At 44.8% G+C, this 20,732-nt stretch carries 15 protein-coding genes; 6 read left to right on the top strand and 9 right to left on the bottom strand.

Going from position 1 to position 20,732, the window contains the following annotated elements; all coding sequences use genetic code 11:
• Positions 1-9: 9 nt before the first annotated feature.
• The 3 genes from VFDL14_RS03910 to VFDL14_RS03900 all read right to left on the bottom strand — a co-directional run bounded on the left by VFDL14_RS03910 (position 10) and on the right by VFDL14_RS03900 (position 2,581).
• The gene (locus VFDL14_RS03910) at positions 10-753 is read right to left on the bottom strand and encodes a HupE/UreJ family protein (RefSeq protein WP_084181915.1); all 744 of its coding nucleotides are present in this window, start codon (positions 751-753) and stop codon (positions 10-12) included.
• A 54-nt stretch (positions 754-807) separates the two neighbouring features.
• A complete protein-coding gene (locus VFDL14_RS03905; protein WP_032552874.1) occupies positions 808-1,209 on the bottom strand; it encodes a hypothetical protein in 402 nt (133 codons plus the stop codon).
• Positions 1,210-1,387: 178 nt separating this feature from the next.
• Positions 1,388-2,581 carry a benzoate/H(+) symporter BenE family transporter gene (locus VFDL14_RS03900; protein ID WP_032552875.1) on the bottom strand — a complete coding sequence of 398 codons (1,194 nt, stop codon included), beginning with the start codon at positions 2,579-2,581 and terminating at the stop codon, positions 1,388-1,390.
• A gap of 101 nt (positions 2,582-2,682) precedes the next feature.
• On the opposite strand from VFDL14_RS03900, the gene VFDL14_RS03895 reads away from it, so the two are divergent.
• A complete protein-coding gene (locus VFDL14_RS03895) occupies positions 2,683-3,249 on the top strand; it encodes a helix-turn-helix domain-containing protein (RefSeq protein WP_032552876.1) in 567 nt (188 codons plus the stop codon).
• A gap of 235 nt (positions 3,250-3,484) precedes the next feature.
• Entirely contained in the window at positions 3,485-4,324 is an 840-nt protein-coding gene (locus tag VFDL14_RS03890) for a patatin-like phospholipase family protein (protein ID WP_032552877.1), read from the top strand.
• Between the two features lie 73 nt (positions 4,325-4,397).
• Here the strand turns inward: VFDL14_RS03890 and VFDL14_RS03885 are convergent, their stop codons facing one another.
• Both VFDL14_RS03885 and VFDL14_RS03880 read right to left on the bottom strand, forming a co-directional pair.
• Positions 4,398-6,014: an endonuclease gene (locus VFDL14_RS03885; protein WP_032552878.1), complete on the bottom strand. Its 1,617-nt coding sequence runs from the start codon at positions 6,012-6,014 to the stop codon at positions 4,398-4,400.
• Positions 6,015-6,404: 390 nt separating this feature from the next.
• A complete protein-coding gene (locus VFDL14_RS03880) occupies positions 6,405-7,598 on the bottom strand; it encodes an acetate/propionate family kinase (RefSeq protein ID WP_032552879.1) in 1,194 nt (397 codons plus the stop codon).
• A gap of 387 nt (positions 7,599-7,985) precedes the next feature.
• Here VFDL14_RS03880 and VFDL14_RS03875 point away from each other — a divergent pair, with 387 nt between their 5' ends.
• Positions 7,986-9,587 (top strand): putative bifunctional diguanylate cyclase/phosphodiesterase, encoded by a 1,602-nt coding sequence (locus VFDL14_RS03875; RefSeq protein ID WP_032552880.1) that lies wholly within the window; start codon positions 7,986-7,988, stop codon positions 9,585-9,587.
• Positions 9,588-9,747: 160 nt separating this feature from the next.
• Here the strand turns inward: VFDL14_RS03875 and VFDL14_RS03870 are convergent, their stop codons facing one another.
• Positions 9,748-11,691: a DEAD/DEAH box helicase gene (locus VFDL14_RS03870; RefSeq protein WP_032552882.1), complete on the bottom strand. Its 1,944-nt coding sequence runs from the start codon at positions 11,689-11,691 to the stop codon at positions 9,748-9,750.
• Between the two features lie 388 nt (positions 11,692-12,079).
• Here VFDL14_RS03870 and rnb point away from each other — a divergent pair, with 388 nt between their 5' ends.
• Positions 12,080-14,086, top strand: coding sequence for an exoribonuclease II (gene rnb, locus VFDL14_RS03865; RefSeq protein WP_032552883.1), 2,007 nt, complete (start codon positions 12,080-12,082; stop codon positions 14,084-14,086).
• A 172-nt stretch (positions 14,087-14,258) separates the two neighbouring features.
• Positions 14,259-15,098 carry an AraC family transcriptional regulator gene (locus VFDL14_RS03860; RefSeq protein WP_032552885.1) on the top strand — a complete coding sequence of 280 codons (840 nt, stop codon included), beginning with the start codon at positions 14,259-14,261 and terminating at the stop codon, positions 15,096-15,098.
• 35 nt (positions 15,099-15,133) lie between these two features.
• On the opposite strand, the gene VFDL14_RS03855 is transcribed toward VFDL14_RS03860, so the two are convergent.
• Positions 15,134-15,496 (bottom strand): DUF3024 domain-containing protein, encoded by a 363-nt coding sequence (locus VFDL14_RS03855; protein WP_032552886.1) that lies wholly within the window; start codon positions 15,494-15,496, stop codon positions 15,134-15,136.
• Positions 15,497-15,710: 214 nt separating this feature from the next.
• On the opposite strand from VFDL14_RS03855, the gene VFDL14_RS03850 reads away from it, so the two are divergent.
• The gene (locus VFDL14_RS03850; RefSeq protein ID WP_032552888.1) at positions 15,711-16,526 is read left to right on the top strand and encodes a phosphate ABC transporter substrate-binding protein; all 816 of its coding nucleotides are present in this window, start codon (positions 15,711-15,713) and stop codon (positions 16,524-16,526) included.
• Positions 16,527-16,590: 64 nt separating this feature from the next.
• Here VFDL14_RS03850 and VFDL14_RS03845 read toward each other — a convergent pair whose 3' ends face one another.
• Together VFDL14_RS03845 and VFDL14_RS03840 are read right to left on the bottom strand one after the other, a co-directional pair.
• Positions 16,591-17,286, bottom strand: coding sequence for a MaoC family dehydratase (locus VFDL14_RS03845; protein ID WP_032552889.1), 696 nt, complete (start codon positions 17,284-17,286; stop codon positions 16,591-16,593).
• Positions 17,287-17,577: 291 nt separating this feature from the next.
• Positions 17,578-20,730, bottom strand: a complete 3,153-nt coding sequence (locus VFDL14_RS03840) for an efflux RND transporter permease subunit (protein ID WP_032552890.1) — start codon at positions 20,728-20,730, stop codon at positions 17,578-17,580.
• Between the last annotated feature and the right edge of the window lie 2 nt (positions 20,731-20,732).

Genomic DNA, 20,732 nt, shown 5'->3' on the forward strand with positions numbered 1-20,732 from the left:
CTTTTCTATTTATTGAGCGACAAAGTAGCCCGTTACTTGATACCCGATAAGCATAAAACCGAGACTCATCATTACTACGTTTACCGAATAGGCTTGACGATAGAAACTCGCGTGTCTTCGCCAAAAGCCCATCACGATCAATATGGTGCCAAGGGCCATGAGCTGCCCTATTTCCACACCTATGTTGAACGCTAATAGATTAGGGATTAACCCGTCTGGTGAGATGTCATAATCAATGATCTTAGACGACAAGCCAAAGCCATGACAAAAACCAAACAGTAAGGTCGCGAGCTTGGTATTCGGTTGAACGCCAAACCAGCGCTGAAATGCACCTAGGTTATCCATCGCTTTGTAGACAACCGAGAATCCAATAATGGCATCGATGATGTAACTGTTGATGCCGATATTGAAGTAGACACCCAATAGCATGGTCGATGAATGCCCTAAGGCAAACAGACTTACGTAAAGCGCGATGTGTTTCATCTTATAGAGGAAGAAAATCACACCAAACAGGAACAAAATATGGTCATAACCCGTGACCATGTGTTTCGCGCCTAAATACATGAAAGAGACAACATGTGTCCCAGTAATTTCTTGAATATAGCCTTTATCACCTTCTGCAACGGCGTGCGCCAACACATCACTGCTTAGTAACGTGCAGAAAAGTAGAATGAAAAAGACCGTCCCATTTTTTATGTGAGTGCCAACGCTATCGTTGAGCCACTTCACCGCATGGGAAGAGGATTGCTTCATACAAACTCCGATATAAATTGAACTGTTTTAGCTGCGCGTCAACGCAACTCGAAATCAGGCAAATATCGAAAGTATAGGAGGGCGTTCTAAAATGAAGGGGCTGTAATTGGGGTCACCAGAAATTCGAGGTTCTCTAACAATGCTCAACAGTTGAGAGCTTGTGATCATCAACTCTGACTTTAAATGACCTTTATCATGATGGTGATTACTCGCATCATGATGTGAAACAAAACCAAGTCCTTCTGCCATCTGACTAGACTTATCGATAGCATGATGATCCACGGCATGATGGTGAGCTACATTGTATTGCTTATCATCATGGTGATGATGTCCTACAGGGCTATAAGACAAAAGACTATGGGAACGAAACTCCCCAATAACAGAAGCGGTCGACCCCAGCGCGACGATGACGAGCATCGACCAACTGATTAACTGTTTGTGCAGTTTCGACAACATGCTGCGGCTTCCATTGGAGTTAGAACATTTGAGAGTGGCAACTGTTATATTATAACAAGAATAAAATATCAACGATCCTCAAATCACTGCACAACAAATAACGCGATTTATACAAAAAGCGAGTCAATGAAATCAACTCGCTTTAGAAACTTTTATGCCCTTATCTAGATCCGAGCATTTATGTTTGTGTTGATGAAGTACTGTTCGTCTGGCATGAGCGCGTTTTATAGTCATGTAGCCAGCAACAAAGCAAACCAATACACAATCCCCAAAAGGCACTGCCGATCCCCATTAGGTTGATCCCAGAGGCAGTAAACAAAAAGGTAAACAGTGCGGGTTCTCGATAGTTTTCATCCGCCATTGATACTGACAAACAATTTAGTAAGGTCGGCATCACGGCCAAGCCAGCTATCGCAATAACTATCGCTGTAGGGACTGCACTAAACAAGGACACCATTGACATACCGAGGACCGCAGCCAGAAGATAAAATACGCCCATTGATATCCCTGCCATGTAGCGTGTTTTCGGATTCTCATCCGCATTTGGTCCCATACAAATCGCACCCGTAATTGCCGCAAGATTGAACGCAAAGCCTCCCAAAGGCGCTAGTAAAAGGCCTGTCACCCCTGTAGTGGTAATCACCTTAGAGGAATCCACTTGATAGCCATTGGCTTTTAAGACCGCGAACCCCGGTAAATTCTGCGATGCCATAGTGACAATAAACAGTGGGATTCCAACACTTATTAATGAGAAGAACTCAAAATCTGGCACCATAACCACAGGAACCGTCAAACCAATGGAAACCTCACTCAAATCAAGCTTACCCATGACAATACACATTCCCAGAGCAACCGCAAAAATCGTCGGAATCAGTAGGTTTCCTAGCCAAGATCTTGCCAAAATAAACATGGTGAGCATCACCAAAACAATTTCAACCTCTGTCATTAGAGAGGAAAACAAACCCAAACCAAATTGCAGCAAAATACCGGCGAGCATAGCGGAAGCGATCGATGTTGGTATGTGCTTAAGGATCTTCTCAAATAAACCAGCTAGCCCAACCAAGGTGAGCAACAGTGAACTAAAAAGAAACACAGCAACGGCTTGGTTCATGGTCAACCCTTCAAGGGAAGTGATCAGCAACGCAGCCCCAGGAGTCGACCAAGCCGTTACGATCGGCTTCTTATAGTAAAACGAGAGCAAAATCGTTGTAGCCCCCATTCCAATCCCTAATGCCCAGAACCACGATGCGACTTGCTCGTCCGTTGCGCCGGCACTCATCGCAGCTTGATAGATAATCGCAGCAGCACTCGCATAGCCGATAAATACAGCAATAAAACCGGTCGTAACGTGCGAAAGTTTTAGCTTAGTCATGTTAATCGTTCTCCATGTGCGTTATAACGTCCATAGAGTCAATCTAGCATTTGTGCGCTATAACGCACAACTTGTTTATCGAAAAAGTTTGTTGAGAAAATATGCAATCAAAAATAAAGGTGGGTGACAATCTAAGGCGCCTTCGCAAAGAGAAGGGTTGGAGCCTAGATAAAACCGCGCAAGCGACAGGAGTTAGCAAGGCCATGCTCGGTCAAATTGAGCGTGGAGAGTCCAGTCCAACCGTAGCAAAACTTTGGCAAATAGCGTCGGGGTTCGAAGTTTCATTTTCCAACTTTATTACAGCGAGCTCGAACAATGAACTCACGAGTCTATTTCGAGATGCTAACGAACTAAGGCGTGAGGAGTACAACATTGGTTTTTTCGTTAGCTTGCTGTTCCCTTTCGAACCAGCATTGGGCTTTGAGATCTTCGAACTCACTTTGGCACCTGAGTACCAACATAAGTCTGACCCACATAACTTGGGTGTTACCGAACATATCTTATGTATTTCAGGAGAGATGGCTGTCTTTTTTGATGGAGAGTGGCATTCATTGCAAGCGGGTCAAGCTGTGCGTTTTAATGCTAATCAGATACATGGCTACAAAAACATCGGAAAAGACAACGCGGTATTTCATAACGTTATCCATTACCCTGATAGCAAGCAGTAACATTACTCTACTCTACCGTCGTTCTCTTTATGTTCCCCAATGGAAAGCGAGTTAAGCGCTCGCTTGCCTGATCCTTGTCTGAATTCTATCTCATCGAAACAGCCGTTGATTTCGGCTCTTTTGACTATTGCCTCTACACATCAGAACGCTAATTTAGTAATAATAGAGCTAATACTCCGCCAGTAAGAGCGGATTGAAGGAACATAATTACAAAACGTTAGGGAATAAACGAACCATGACACAAGAAATGAAACATGCCCTTGTCGTAGAAGGTGGGGCGATGAGAGGCATCTTTGCTGCTGGTGTATTGGACGGCTTTTTAGACCACAATTACAACCCTTTTGATTTCTGTATCGGCGTATCAGCAGGCTCGACCAACATCGCCTCTTGGCTTTCAAATCAACGCGGTCGAACCTACACGATCATATCTGATTACTCTTGCCGACCAGAGTTCATCGACTTCAAGAGATTTGCTAAAGGCGGACACTTATTAGAGCTCGATTGGCTTTGGGATCATATTGCACAAAACTACCCTTATGACATGCAAGCATTTAATGAGCAGCCACTACCTTTTCACGTCGTTACTACAGATGTTGATAACGGCACGGCTGTTTATACCCGCGGAGACGAAGAAAATCTTGAAGAATTGCTAAAAGCATCTTGCTCGGTACCTATGGCTTATCGCACTCCCCTGACCATTGATGGCCGCAGAATGATTGACGGCGGCGTCGTTGATTCGATTCCTGTCATCGAAGCCTACAACCGTGGTGCCCAAAAGATCACCGTGATCCTCTCTCAAAAACAAGGTTATGAAAAGCGCCCACCAAGATCGCCTTGGCTAGTTCGAAAACTGTTAAAGAAAACGCCTCAACTCGCTGAAGCAATGATCACTCGTGCCGATCAATATAATCAAACTTTGGCATTCATTAACAACCCACCACACGACTGCACCATTGAGGTGATCGTCCCCGACGACACCTTTGAGGTTGGCAGATTAACAACCGACAAAGACAAACTAGAAGCAGGTTATCAGATGGGTCTGAAAGCGGCGGAAAAAGCCCTTCAAAGCACCTAAAAAAAGAGCCCAAACAAAGGATTGGGCTCTATTCAATAATCACGAAACCATTACTATAGTGGTTATATTCCGTTTAGTTTCCCCAGATCTGGCTAACAAACTCTGGATGATCAATAAACGGGTTACGATTTCCTTGGAAATCATGTACCGCTTGGTTTCGGTCGATTTCTTTTTGGCTCACCGGATCTTCAGAATGCCAACGCTTAAGCATAGTAAGTAACCAAGGTTCAAACACGGTGGTATTAGTTCCATCTAGAACAGCATCTGAGCTTGTAGAGTTACCTTCCCAGCTCGCGATTTCATTTTCATAGCGTGTTGCCATGTAGAAATATGCTCTTGCGAAATCACCTTTGAACTCATCAATTGGCTCAAACACAGTCCCCACATAACCAAGAGAGCTCGCCGCACTACCTAATTTAGAGCCATTGTTAGATGTGTATGTTGCACTGCTCACCTCACCAAATGGCCAGTTACTACGTTTCGAGTTAACGTAACCGTCAGTAGCAAATAGATGATGGCCGTCAGAGTTCATAGGCTCAACTTTTCCACCAAACCAGCTTTTCGGGAAAGAGTGCTCGCGGTTGTAACAATCACCTTCCTTGCTGTACTGGCCACATTGATCAGTCACCTTAGTGAATTGGACTGAATCTGAACCTGAAGGCTTCTCTGAGTACATATCGAGAATCGACCCATCTGTCTCATAGTATGCGTCTAAGTCAGCTTCAGACACCAATTTCCAAATAGCGGTGTAACCCTGACTACTATGGTTATCAATAATTTGATACAAGGCCGTTTTTAATGCGAAGCCCGTTTTGCCTTCAGCGTCTTTGTAATATTCGCCTAATACTGGTGGCTCAGTTGGTGGTGTCGTTGAGCTACCAACCGTAAATTCTGTACTCTGACTTGATTGGAAATCACCGCCAGATGCTACAACGGTTCCATTAACCGACAAACTGTACGAACCGTTGCCGACATTACAGCACATTCCATCGCCATAAGAGTCTTTAACTTCTAGAGTGTAGCTACCGTTTGCTAAACACATTTCCACTTCATTGGTGGTGTTACTTTGATAGTCTGAACCAGAATAAAGAGTTTGAGAAACTGAGTTTTTAAGAGACCAACTGGTTTCAGAGCCATAGTTGTCCGTCACTAGTGTAAACGTGGCACTAGTATCATTGCAGCTTTGTATAGGTGGAGTCACCGTAGGCTGAAAGTTATCTAGATACACAACTTCCGATCCGTCAAAACCTGCATCATCATAAAATCGCACGCCCACAACAATGTCTTTGGTGCTCGTAGCACTGTACGAGTGAGTCAATGCTTGCCACTGATTCGTTATACCATTGTTCGAGTAACCTAAATAGCCATCAACAAAAAGGCGAGCTTTCACATTACCTTCAGTGTGGTAAACATCGACAGAGAAATCATAAGTTTTCCCTTGTTCAACACTGATCGTTTGCAGAAAATCGGTATTACTTTGAGTACCAGTATTCACTGTCACTTGCGCCGAGAAACTGCCATTACTGACAGGGTCGTTAGAGGGAGAAACCGAAACCCCGGAGTCAATTACACTCCATCCTGATGGTACGTTTCCATCCCAGTTTTCGAAACTGCCATTTTGCATTTGAGCATGCGCACTTGCTGAACAAAGTAATGCAACGCCACTTAGTGTTATTATTCTATTTATCATATAACCTTCTGTTTAATTGGATAAAAACCCACTTAGCTTAGAAAGTAATCAAAATGTAGATAGAGATATGAGTCACACTTATAAATGTATGTATCATCACTTTTATTAATAAGTGTGATACAAAACAACAACACATTGGATTGATGAATAATTATACATGCTAGATTCTTGAGAAATAGAGCACATTGCGGGGTTTGAAAGTGTGCTTGGCGAAGAAGCAAGTTATGAGGTGCTAGGTAACTGGGAGCAAGCTGAAAGCAGCTGTTAGATCGTAAAGCATCTAGTGATTGTCGTTTTCAGCGAAGGTATTTCGCATTAGCCTATCCGACGTACAAAAACGAAAAAGCGAGCACTAGGCTCGCTTTTTAATTGGTAATGCTATTTCGTAGATTACAGAAGCTCTACCGACTGCTTAGCAATTACAAATTCTTCATTGGTTGGGATAACCATTGCTACTGCATCTAGAAGTTCAGACTTCGCGATCACACCAGCTGCGCCAAAGCGTGCATCTTCGTTACCCTTCTCGTCTTCAACAAAACCTAGAAGTTTTAGGTTTGCTAGGATTTCACGACGGATTGGTAGAGAGTTCTCACCGATACCACCTGTAAAGATAACTGCATCTAGGCTGCTTAATGGGATCATGTAAGAGCCGATGTATTTTGCAACACGGTAAGTGAAGACTTCAAATGCTAGCTTCGCACCTTCGTGACCGTTCTCCATCGCCTCTAGGATGCCACGTGCATCAGAAGTTAGGCCAGATACGCCAAGGAAACCAGACTTCTTGTTTAGCGTTTCGAATACTTTTTCAGTCGTCCAACCTTTCTTGATTAGGAACTCAATAACACCTGGGTCTAGGTCACCAGAACGTGTACCCATCATTAGGCCCGCTAGTGGCGTGAAGCCCATAGATGTATCAACTGATTTGCCGTTTTCGATTGCACATACTGACGCACCGTTGCCTAGGTGAACAGAGATGAAGCTCGCTTCTTCAACGGGCTTGTTCAGCATTTTCGCAGCTTCACGGCTCACGAAGTAATGGCTTGTGCCGTGGAAGCCGTAACGACGGATACCGTACTCTTTGTAAAGCTCACCAGAAATTGCACCTGTAAATGCTTTTTGAGGCATTGTTTGGTGGAACGCTGTGTCAAATACAGCGAACTGAGGAAGATGCGGGAAAGCTTGCATTGAAGCTTCAATACCTTTTGCACCTGCAGGGTTGTGCAGTGGTGCTAGGTCAGACAGGCTTTCGATCTCAGCCAGTACTTCATCGTTGATACGAACCGTAGAAGTAAATTTCTCGCCACCGTGAACAATGCGGTGACCAACAGCAACAAGATCGCTAGAGAAACCAAGTGTTTCCATCAGTGCAACGATACGAGTGATTGCATGCTGATGGTGGTTGTCAGGAGCAGTAATCGCTTCTTCAACTTTCTCACCATTGTGTTTCCAACTAATTACTGCTTCTGGAAGGCCAAAACACTCGCCTAAGCCACTAACAACTGCATCACCTGTTACTGAATCGATAACAGCGAATTTAAGAGAAGAACTACCTGAGTTAATAACCAGAACAAACGAATTAGACATTGGATATGGATCCTGTTTCAGTACGAATTTGATGAAGCTTTTACTTCAATTTTAGTTAAGCCCATTATTCAATAATTTTTGAATCTTTCAACTTTTGTTTTGAGTATTTAACTAAATTAACACAAATTAGTTGATCCTAGTCATCAGTTGATTTCTTTTACGCCTGGAAATTAAAAAATAGTTGAATTCAACCAGATGTATATATCTATAAATTATAGACTTTGCGCTCAAAAAATTTTTGTCTCTTATTGGTATCTTCAATCTAAATCGACCATTAATCCACCAGGTGGATGTACAATATATGTACTCGATGTAACACATGGTCTACAATTAAATTACAGAATAAAAAACCGTATAAATAAAATAACGCTACAAGGAACGTTACTCTTGTCTATTTTTGCTGCTGCATTGGTCTCCCTAGGCATCATAATTCTAGGTGTCGGATTGGTCTTTGCGCATAAGATCTGTCACATCACCGAAAAAAGAGGCTGGAAACTGTTGTCTGGCCTGATTGTCGGTTTTGTTATCGGCTACAGCCTATTTCTAGACGCACTTTTGGTACTCGATGATATTGATTCGCTAGTCGTTGGTGTTTCTCTTATCCTGTTCTTCGGCAGTATCTTTGTGGTTACGGTCTTACGATTTGGGCTAGCTTCGATTACTGAGCTTAATCAAAAGGCTATTGAGGAGCACTACAACGCTCGTCATGACCTTCTTACTGGTTTACCAAATAGAAGCTACTGCCTACAAGAAATGTCTAGTCGCATTGAGCAAGGCAAGCCTTTTACTGTTTTAATGTTTGATGTCGTAAACTTCAAACAGGTCAATGATGCACTTGGCCATCACTGTGGCGATCAGCTTCTTTTCCAACTGGGGCAACGAATCTGTAAGCTGACTAAGTCTGATGAACTACTCACCCGCTTGGGAGGCGATGAGTTTGTTGTCATTACTAATCGTAACTCTCAATTCGAACTTAACCAGCTTGTCAGCTACATTGAACTTGCTTTAAAAGAGCTATTTATCGTCGAGCAGTTTGAGGTATCAACCAGCGTAGTATTTGGCTCTAGCCGTTACCCGAGCGATGCGAAAGATACGACCCAGCTGCTGAACTTTGCTGACATCAGTATGTATCAAGCAAAGAGCCAAGGTTTAAGCCTAGTCTCTTATAAACCTGCAATGATAGAAGGCGCGAAACACAACCTCTCTATCGCAAGCCAGATACAGCACGCGTTAGACGACGGTCAATTCAAGCTCTACTACCAACCGATTGTATGTCCGCACTCAGAACGCGTTGTCGAGTTTGAAGCGCTGATTCGATGGCAGACAGAAACCGGTGAGTTTATCTCCCCTGCTCAATTTATTCCTATTGCCGAGCAAAGTAACAAGATCACTGACATTACGCTTTGGGTCATCAAACAAGTATTTGAGGATCTCGAACGCTTTCATGCTCAGAACATAGCAGCGCCTATACACGTAAACTTGTCCGCAAAAGACATTATTGGCGGTAAAGTATTTAAATTGCTTGCTCAGGCATCCGCCGCCAACCCAAATATCACAAGAAGCATCGTGATAGAGATTACAGAAACCGCGGCCATTCGAGATATCCCAAACAGCCAATCGCGTTTAGAGCGCATCAAACAGCTCGGCTATCGTATTAGTTTGGATGATTTTGGAACAGGCTACTCTTCACTGGCTCGCTTAAGCGAACTACCGATTGATCAAATCAAGATCGATCGTAGCTTCATTCAAGATATTACCGATAACGCCAAGAGTAGAACCATCGTCGAAACCTCGATCGATTTAGCACATGGATTAAAATTTGATGTCGTTGTCGAAGGGGTAGAAAACAGAGAAACATTAGAGACATTGATGACAATGAAATGTGACCTAATTCAGGGCTACCTCTATAGCGCACCAAAGCCGTTACCAAGCATTATCACCTGGACGCAGCAATTCCATTCAAGCGATAAGCTCCCTCTTGTTTATTAGCGAGATGCGAGATGTGATGCGAGATTATTTTTCTACCTTTTAACTGACAAAGTAAATAATTAGACATTAATACCCGCTCTGAAATAGACAAAGTAACACGCACAAAAAAGCCGAGCGAGATGCTCGGCTTCTTCTTATTTATACGAGGTAATCTCTAAGATTAACCTTCGCCACGGTCATTGCGACGACCACGGCCGCCATTACCGTTACCATGGCCACGTTCACCACGGTAGTTACCACGGTGATCGCCACCACGGTTACGGTCGAAACGACGCTCGCCATCACGGCCGCCTTCGCGGTTGCCGTCACGATTACCACGGTAGCCGCCACGTCCGCCTTCACGGTTACCATCGCGGTTACCGTCACGGTTGCCACGGTAACCACCGCGACCGCCATCACGACCACCACGGCCGCCGTTACCACGACGTGGTTCACGGAAATCGTTGAAGTCTACAACCACTGCGCCCGCTTCTTTTTGACGGATGCGTAGTTTGTTTAGCTTACCAGCAGTTTCAGAGTTCATCGCTTTTGGAAGCTGAACGTAAGTTGCTGCTTGGTCTAGTTTGATAGCACCGATAGAACCTTTAGTTAGGCCTAGTTCATTTGCTAGTGCGCCAACGATGTCTTTAACTTGAACGCCTTGCTCGCGACCAACTTGCAGTTGGTATGTATCCCAATCTTGGCTGTTGAAGTCACGACCACCGCGGCCACCATCACGATCGCGGTTTTCACGACGCTCTTTACGACGGTTCTTATCGCGCTCGATTGCAGCGATCATTGGGTCTTCGCCAATGTAGAACAGTGGACGCTTACCTTGTTGACGCTTAAGAAGCATTGCAGCAAGAGTCGTTGGGTCGATCTCTAGGTTTTCTTGTAGCTTAGCAACTAGCTCAGCGAAGTTTTCTAGAGACTTGTGCTCTTTCTCAGCTTCAAGTTCTGCACCTAGCTTAGCTAGACGAGCTTCAGCTACTTTGTCACGTAGAGGAAGTTGGATTTCTTCCATTGATGACTTAGTTACGCGCTCGATAGTGCGAAGCATACGGATTTGGTTAGTGCGGACTAGAAGGATCGCTTTACCTTTACGTCCAGCACGGCCAGTACGACCAATACGGTGGATGTATGATTCAACATCGAATGGGATGTCGTAGTTGAATACGTGAGTAATACGTGGAACGTCTAGACCACGTGCAACAACGTCAGTTGCTACTAGGATATCGATAACACCTTCTTTGATGTGATCAACAGTACGCTCACGTAGAGACTGAGGAATGTCACCGTGCAGTGCAGCAGCTTTGAAACCACGTGCAGATAGCCAATCAGCTAGACGCTCAGTGTCTTGACGAGTACGTACGAATACGATTGACGCGTCAGTCTCTTCAGTTTCAAGAAGACGAGACATTGCTTCGTCTTTCTCTACACCTTTAACAACCCAGAAGTTCTGCGCTACTTTGTCAACTGTGTGGTTAGTACCAGCAACGTCAACTTTCGCTGGGTTACGTAGGTAACGATCAACGATAGTCTTAACCATTGGAGGCATAGTTGCAGAGAATAGTACACGTTGTGCAGATTCTGGAGCTTGCTCAAGGATCCAAGTAACGTCATCTACGAAGCCCATTTTTAGCATTTCATCTGCTTCATCAAGAACAAATGTGTGTGCTTCATCTAGGTGTAGACGGTCACGAGTTAGTAAGTCTTTAACACGACCCGGAGTACCAACAACAATGTGAGCACCGCGGCTTAGAGCGCGCATTTGGTCAACGATTGAAGCACCACCGTAGATTTCGATAACCTTAAGGCCTTTGATGTCACGACCAAGGTTTTTGATTTCCGCAGCAACTTGAATCGCTAGCTCACGAGTAGGAGCCATGATGATTGCTTGTGGTTTGTGTTGGTTTAGGTTGATTTTGTTAAGTAGAGGCAGAGAGAATGCTGCTGTTTTACCAGTACCTGTCTGTGCTTTACCTAGTGCGTCTTTACCTTCAAGAAGAAGAGGAATTGCTGCCGCTTGGATTGGAGTTGGAGATACGAAACCCATGCTATCAAGAGCTGAAAGGATGTTTTCGTTAAGTGCTAATTCATTAAATTGAATTACAGATTCGGACATTGGGATCCCACTATATTAAGTAAACAAAAGGTCCCGGGAGCTCTACCAATTCCAATACTGATCCTATCAGATACTGATTCCGTTCAGTTGCGAAGCAGTAATAAAACGCATCAAGCCATTAGGGACGTCTAAGGGAGGCGGATTATTCCTTAAATGCATAAAAAAAGCCAGAAAAAATTGAAATACATCACATATTTTTCTGATTTACTGAATTTTTGGCTATCTTGTCATCAAAATTTGACGTTAACCCATTCAAATGAGGGTCTATCGTGCAAAGTCACCCACATTCGTTGCCACCATTTAATTTGCGCTGTCACGTGCTTTAAGTAGTAATCAGGCCTCGCAATGATTATAGTGTGCTCAATTGTTCTCGTAAGATAAAAGTAAGATGTTTCAAGATAACCCTCTACTCGCTCAGCTTAAGCAACAAATCCAAGAAACACTTCCTAAAAAGGAAGGCACAATCAAAGCAACAGAAAAAGGCTTTGGTTTTCTAGAAGTAGATAGCAAGACTAGCTACTTTATCCCGCCACCGTATATGAAGAAGTGTGTTCACGGTGACAAAGTGGTCGCGATCATCCGTACTGAGAAAGAACGTGAAGTCGCTGAACCAGAAGAGCTAGTAGAACAAGGTCTTACTCGATTTATCGCTCGCGTTAAGCTTTTCAAAGGCCGTCTAAACGTTGTACCTGATCACCCTCAGCTTAAAAAGCTTCAACTAAAAGCCAAGGCGAAGAAAGGCCTAAACCCTGAAACGCTAAAAGAAGGCGACTGGGTTGTTGCTCACATCATTCAGCACCCATTAAAAGGTGATAACGGCTTCCTTGCGCAGATCTCTGAAAAAATCACCGATGCGGACGACAAAATCGCACCTTGGTGGGTAACGCTTGCTCAAAACGATCTACCGAACAGTGAGCCTGAAGGCATTGATAACTGGCAGATCAATGACGATGCGGATTTAGAGCGTATCGACATGACGCACGTACCTTTCGTCACTATCGATGGTGAAAGTACCAAAGATATGGATGATGCTCTGTACGCGAAGAAAAAAGAGAACGGCGATTTCGAACTAACGATTGCTATTGCCGACCCAACAGCTTACATCTCACCAGATGATGAGATGGACAAAGTAGCACGCGATCGTGGCTTCACGATTTACCTACCGGGTCGCAACATCCCGATGTTGCCACGTGATTTAGCAGACAACCTATGTTCACTGATCGAGAACGAAGAGCGCCCTGCGCTTTGCTGTACAGTGACTGTCTCTAAAGACGGTGTGATTGGCGACGATATTAAGTTCTTCGCGGCAAACATTAAGTCTCATGCTCGCCTAGCATACAACAACGTATCCGATTGGCTAGAAACCGGCGCATCTGAGAAGTGGCAACCAAGCGAAGAGATCGCAACCATTGTTGCTGATCTACATGAGTTTGCTAAAGCTCGCTCAGCGTGGCGTGAAGCGAATGCTGTCGTATTCCCAGACCGCCCTGACTACCGCTTTGAACTAAGCGAAGACAACGATGTAGTAGCCATTCACGCAGACATGCGTCGTAGTGCGAACAAGTTAGTTGAAGAAGCTATGATCAGTGCGAATATCTGTGCTGGCCGTGTGCTAAAAGAGAGCTTCAACCAAGGTGTGTTTAACTGCCACGCAGGCTTTAAGACAGACAAACTTGCAGACGTGCTTGAGCTAGTAAACCCACAGGCAGAAACACCGTACACAGAAGAGCAAATCGCTTCCCTTGAAGGTTTTGCAGCTCTGCGCCGTTGGTTAGGTTCACTTGAGAGCAACTACTACGACAACCGTATTCGTAAGTTCCAAGCGTACAGTGAAATCAGCAATGAGCCGGCACCGCACTATGCGATGGGTCTAGATATTTACGCGACTTGGACATCTCCAATCCGTAAGTACGGCGACATGATTAACCACCGTATGTTGAAAGCACACATCCTAGGTAAAGCACCAATTCAAACACCTGACGAAACGGTCGGTGAAGAACTGGCACTGCATCGCCGTCACCACGGTATGGCAGAACGTAACGTTGGCGATTGGCTATATGCTCGTACACTTGCCAATGCACCAGCAGAAGAGACTCGTTTCCAAGCAGAGATCTTCGACATCAACCGTGCAGGTATGCGTGTACGTCTACTGGAGAACGGTGCTGCTGCATTTATCCCAGGCTCTCTCATTCTTGATAATAAAGGAAGAATTGAGTGCAATGGTGATATGGGCACTGTATCTATCGATAAAGAAATGGTATACAGACTGGGAGACGTATTAGAAGTCGTTCTCTCTGAGGTTAACCAAGAAAACCGCAGCTTAGTCGCTAAGCCAACTCAAGTCTTTGCAGATCAACCAAGCAAAGAGGAAGAAGCAAGCGAACAAGCGAGCTAATCCTTATTGAACAACTCTTCTAAAGGCGCTAATAATTAGCGCCTTTTTTATTGCCGTCTCGCTAAAAATAACAACAAAACAAGCTATTATTGCTATATAACACTAAGTAACTTAATGCATATTAGGTTCAGTGAAGAAGCATTTAAGCAATCAGAACGTCAAAGAAGTGTGTATGCCATCAATCAATGTCACTCAATTTAGAAATTTCACCCCCAGGAAACGGGAACGGTACCCCGCCTCGAGAAATGGTATCTTTATCGTTCGTCAAGGCAGTATCTCTTTTGCATTACCCGATGGCACTCAAGCCTCTCTCCAAGCTGGTGAATTTGCACTCTACAATTCAGGTGAAATACAAGACGTTTCAGTCCATACCGAACAAGGCGAGTTCAACGCCATCTGTTTAGATTTCGACCTTTCTATTTTTCAAAAATTCATCAATCAATTTGGTGACCTCGAGTCAGTAAGACCACCCGAGAAATACCTCAAGTTCAACGCCGAAGACCGTAACTTAGACCAACTCAAAGAGATGCTCTTAACACTGGCCAGTGCACCGACTCAAAATGACTACGCAGTCACCCAATTGAGCCTAGCTCTGCTCTCGTTAATGGTCGAAGCACACCCTTCACTGCTCGCTGTAATTGGCAGAGCCTCAAAGCTGACAGTGACGCAGAAGGTAATTAACTACATTGAGCAAAACATCGAGAACAACATCTCTCTTGATACGTTGGCAAGCTATATGGGTATGTCTCCTGCAACCCTGAAGCGACGCTTGTCTGCAGAAGATCTCTCATTTTCAAATCTATTAAAGATCAAGCGAATTGCTCATGCTGCGACGCAATTGCGAACATCAACCAAATCGATCACGCAGATCGCCTACGAATCCGGCTTCAAAAGTGCCGCACACTTCAGTACCGCATTTAAAACCTATCACGGAAAAACACCGAAAGACTTCCGCTCACTGATTGCACAAAGTCACGCAATGAGCACGGGCGTTGAAATCAAGGCAAGATAAGTCGCGATAAATAGCTTTAAAAATATGCTTAACGATCAGACCCAAAAGTAAGTTTTTGGGTCTTTTTCTATTTCGTGGAGAATTAATTCCAAATCCTTTGAACGAGATAGATAAGGATAAGGACCCCAGAGAACCGAATCGCCTTGCACTCCTTGATCTAAGGGTACTTCCACCAGCCAGGTAGAGTCGCTGGAGTTAAACACGACGCGTGCGACGTCATCTGTGTAGTCGCTATGGGATGAGTCTAATAGATAGTGAGCTTTCGAAAAAACAACACCGCCCTCGCACTCTTCAAAGAGCGATTTTCCTAACTCAACGGGCAGACTTTGATTGCGTGAAGTGCATAGCTTTTCAGCACCATGTAGAAGTCGACTAAGCTCTATTTGTACTACCGACATCCACTTCCCTCCTTGACACCAATTCGTCTGGCGAACAATCCTAACTAGAGCTTAGAACTGAACTCTTCGTTTAGCGAACAAGACTTTATGAAATGTGAGCAGGCATTTATGAAATGTGAACCAAACTGCCATAATTCAACCGCATGGAGTTTCACAAAAATGTCATATTAGCTACATATGATAGGCGGCAAATATAATCTAATAGGAGTTGTATATGTTACGAGTCGCTCTTGCCTCTCTTTTATCACTAGCTTTATCTTCTCAAACCGTTCTGGCGCAAGAAACCACAATTTCAGGCTCGACCTCTGTCGCTCGTGTTATGGATGTGTTGGCTGAAGAGTACAATAAAACTCACGCTGACAATTACATCGCTGTTCAAGGCATAGGCTCAACGGCTGGTATCACTATGGTGAACAAAGGCGTTACAGACCTTGGGATGAGCTCTCGTCGTTTGACCGACCAAGAGCAAACGGATGACTTAGCCGTTAAACCTATCGCATACGATGGCTTGGCTGTTGTCGTGAACCGCTCAAACGGACTGACTAACATCACTCGCGAGCAGTTGTTCAATATCTACAAGGGTAAAGTCACGAACTGGAAAGAGATTGGTGGTGCAGATCAACCTATCGCTGTGGTTACCCGTGAAGCGTCTTCTGGCTCTCGTTACAGTTTTGAAAGCCTAATGGGTCTGACTAGAATCATCAACGACCGCATGGTTTCAGATATCAACCCAAACAACTTGGTTGTAAACAGCAACAGCATGGTTAAAACCATCGTCAATCACAACCCACACGCGATTGGATTTGTGTCGGTGGGTTCGATCGACCGCTCAATCAAGGCAATCTCGTTTAATGGCGTGGAGCCAAGCTCTAAAAACATCGCCAATCACAGTTATGAACTGGCTCGTCCATTCCTGATCCTTTACAAGAAAGAGTCGGTTTCCGATGAGAGCAAAGACTTTGTTAAGTTCGTAAGCTCAAAGCAGGGCCAAGACCTTATCGAAGAGTACGGATACACTCGAGTGAAATAAGTTTACGTCCAAACGAAAAAGAGAGAGCTAAGGCTCTCTCTTTTTTTTGAATCTTATATGGCGATTAGAAGTGCAGTTGAATCACTGATACTACAACCGCACCAGGGCGGCGTACGCCTTCGATCTCAACTCGAATTTCACGTTCAATCTCAAGACCTTTGCGGATAGGAGTCACTTTCGTCAGAGTACTCTTAGCACGCACGTTGTTGCCTGATTTAACAGGGTATGGGAAACGCACTTGGTTTAAACCGATGTTCACCACCATTTTTGCCGTCGGGAATTGCGACTTATCAGGATCAACACTGTCTGTTAGACGTGGTAGTAGAGACAGAGTCAAAAAGCCGTGTGCAATGGTTGTTTTGAATGGTGAGTCAGATTCTGCTTTTTCAGGGTTCGTGTGAATCCACTGCATATCTTCCGTTACTTCACCAAACTGGTTAATACGATCTTGGCCTACGTGAATCCAATCACCAGTATGGATCACTTCACCGATCTGTGCAGACAGCTCATCGTAAACCGCTTGTGCTTCAGGTTTCAGCTCGATCGGCTTCTCAACCGGTGCTACTGGCTGGATCGGTGCATCTTCATTGACAGCAGGTTTGTGATGGTCGCGTACCCATGCAAAGAAGTGGCTATTTTGCGTGCGGTTCAGAAAGTCGCCCCAGTACTCTCTTAGAGTTGGAGACATCCATTGCATAAACTCTGAGTGTTGTGGCGACACACTATCACTACGGTGTTTAAATAAATCAATGACCTTCATAAGAACCTCAATGCACAAAATAACGTAATTTAACTCGCTAATTTTGAAACACTTCACAATATTGTGCAAACATTTTCGAGCATACACACGTTCACTGAAAGGTGTTATTTCGATAAATATCAGTTACTTATTTAAAAAACACTATTTTATTAGAAGATCGAGTTTAGAGTATAGACTCAGCGATATATTTAGAAAATTAGCATATCGGATAGTATTTATATTCCGTTTGGATATAAAAAAGGCCTAGCAAATGCTAAGCCTTTTATTTCATGTGGTTAATCTTAATTAGCGTTATTCATCATCGACAGGAATAAGTTTGGTATTTCCGCCATGTGCTTTCTCACGTTTACGCTGAACGAACGCATAGAAGCCAGGGATTAGGAAGGTACCTGCTAGCAACACACATAGCAGACCACCAATCAATGAAATACCCAGTGAGTTTTGACTAACATGACCTGCACCCGCAGCGAAGATCAATGGGAAGATACCTAAGATAAACGACCAAGAGGTCATGTTCACAGCACGGAAACGTAATGTACCGCCTTTTACTGCTGCATCATCGATAGGCACGTCTTTCTCTTCACGCTCTACTTTCGCGAATTCCACAATCAAGATTGCGTTCTTCGCCGCCAGCGCTATGAGCAGAACCAGACCTATCTGCGCATACAAGTTAAGTGGTGTGCCGGTTAGGTTAAGTGCTAAGAAGGATCCTAGCGTTGCCACTGGCACCACCAATATAATCGCAACCGGAATCGTCCAACTCTCGTACTGCGCAACCATGAACAAGTAAATGAAGATCAGAGCCAGTGCGAACGCGAAGATAGCTTGGTTACCCGCTAGTACTTCTTGATACGCCATGCCTGTCCACTCGTACTGGTAGCCCTGTGGAAGAACTTCTGCAGCAACACGTTCCATTGCGGCAATCGCATCACCACTTGAGTAACCCGGAGCCGGTTGACCTTGGATCACAGCGCTGCGGTACATGTTGTAACGCCATGCAACGTCTGGTTCAAAGATCTGCTCATGCGTTACCAATGTGCTTAGTGGAATCATCTCACCTGATGAAGAACGAACGTGGAAGCGTTGCAGATCTTCCATGCTGCTGCGGTGATCACTGTCAGCTTGCATGGTTACACGGAAGTTCTTACCAAACATAGTGAAATCATTCACGTACAGAGAACCTAGGTTGCCTTGCAGTGTTTGGAAGATTTCAGACAGAGGAATACCTAGCTGCTGCGCTTTTTCGCGGTCGATGTCGACGTAGTAATGCGGTACGTTAGCACGGAAGGTACTAAAGGTACGTGCAATCTCAGGTTGCTGGTTGGCTTTCTGAATAACATCGTCCATTACCATCGCAAGATCGCTTCGGCTACGGCCCAATGTGTCTTCTAGTACAAACTCAAAGCCAGACGCTGCGCCCATGCCCGGAACCGCCGGAGGTCCCATCGCAAACACTACCGCTTGTGGCAGTTCCATCGCAGCACGACCGTTGATTCGCTGAGAAATCGCTTGTGCTGAGTGCTCTCCATCAAGTGCATTACGCATATCCCAATCGTGCAGTTTGATAAACAGTGAAGCACCATTTGATGCGGATGCACCCGTCATGAAGGCATAGCCGTTTACCAGCGTCACACCATCAACACCTGGTTCTTGCTCAACCATTTCCAACAAGTGCTCTGTTACTTCCTCTGTACGAGACAGAGAAGCTGCATCAGGTAATTGCACGTTGACCAGCAAGATACCCTTATCTTCCTGAGGAACGAACGCTGTTGATGTTGTCTTCGAGAAGTAAGTTACCGCTGCCAATGCCACCACGAAGAAGGTAAATAGCAGCACACCTTTCTTAACAAGGAAGCCTGCCACTTGACCGTACTTCTTAGTTACGCTTTCTAAACCACGGTTGAATGCTTGGTACCAGCGTGCCGTGTTACCACCGCCCTGTTTGAGAACCAGAGAACACAGTGCAGGAGATAGCGTTAGTGCGTTGATAGATGAAATCACAACCGCGATACAAATAGTCAGCGCGAACTGGCGATACATAATGCCGGTGATACCCGGAAGCATGGCTACAGGAATAAATACCGCAAGCAGTACTAAGGTAGAGGTGATGATTGGTCCAGTTACCTCTTTCATCGCAATCAGTGTCGCTTTACGAGGAGAGATAGTTGGATCTTTGGCCATGGTGGTATCAACGTTCTCAATAACCAGAATCGCATCATCCACCACGATACCAATCGCGAGGATCAAACCAAACAGGGTTACCGTGTTGATGGTAAAGCCAGTCATCTGCATTACGGCAAAGGTACCAATCAAGGATACCGGAATAGCCACAACAGGGATCAAGGTGGCACGCGCACTACCCAAGAACAGGTAAGTTACTGCGATTACCAACAAGATAGCCTCAATAAGCGTTTTAACTACACCTTTGATCGATTCAGCAACGAATACTGTGGTGTCGTAACTCGCCTCGTAGGCAACACCATCAGGGAAGTTATGGCTAAGATTTTCTAGCATCGCCATAACCGCTTTACCACTTTCAAGTGCGTTCGCATCCGACTGTAGTGACAACGTCACGATAGAAGCATCTTGACCACGGTACTTACCGTTACCATCGTAGAACTTCTTACCAAGCTCGATACGAGCAACATCTTTCAGGTAAACCGTCGAACCATCTTGGCTAGCGCGTAAAACGACATTCTCAAACTCGTCTGCAGTCTCTAGGCGGCCTTTGGTCACCAAGTTAAACTGAACTTCTTGAGGATTGTTGTATGGCGCGGCACCAATACGACCCGCCGCCACCTGCACGTTTTGCTCAGCCAACGCAGCATAGACATCGGTTGTCGTCAGGTTTAGGTTAGCCATCTTTTCTGGGTCTAACCAAACACGCATTGCGTATTCACCGCCACCCAATACGTTTACTTCACTGATACCGCTAACACGTGCTAGCTGGTCTTTGATATTGAGGTTAACGTAGTTGATCAGGAACTGGTCATCGTACTTACCGTTTGGTGAGTAGAAGTTCAGTACCATCAGCAGGTCTGGAGAACGCTTTTTCACCGTCACGCCGACCATTCTTACTTCTTGCGGCAGCTTCGACTCAATTTGAGCGACACGGTTTTGGACGTTTACCTGAGCCATATCTGGGTCAGTACCGACATCAAAGGTCACGTTTAGGTTGTAAGAACCATCATTCGCACTCTTCGATGACATGTAGATCATGTCTTCTACACCGTTAACCGAGGTTTCTATGGGGTCGGCTATCGCCTGTTCCACAACCTCAGCACTTGCACCTGTATAAAATGCAGAAACACTCACCGACGGTGGGCTAATTTTGGGGTACTCTGCAACGGGCAGAATGGCCAAAGAAATCGCCCCCGCCAGTGTCAGAATAATCGAGATTACAAGGGCAAACTTAGGCCTTTGAATAAAGAAACGACTTAGCATAC

This window comes from Vibrio fortis, assembly GCF_000695685.1.
Classification (GTDB): Bacteria; Pseudomonadota; Gammaproteobacteria; order Enterobacterales; family Vibrionaceae; genus Vibrio; species Vibrio fortis_A.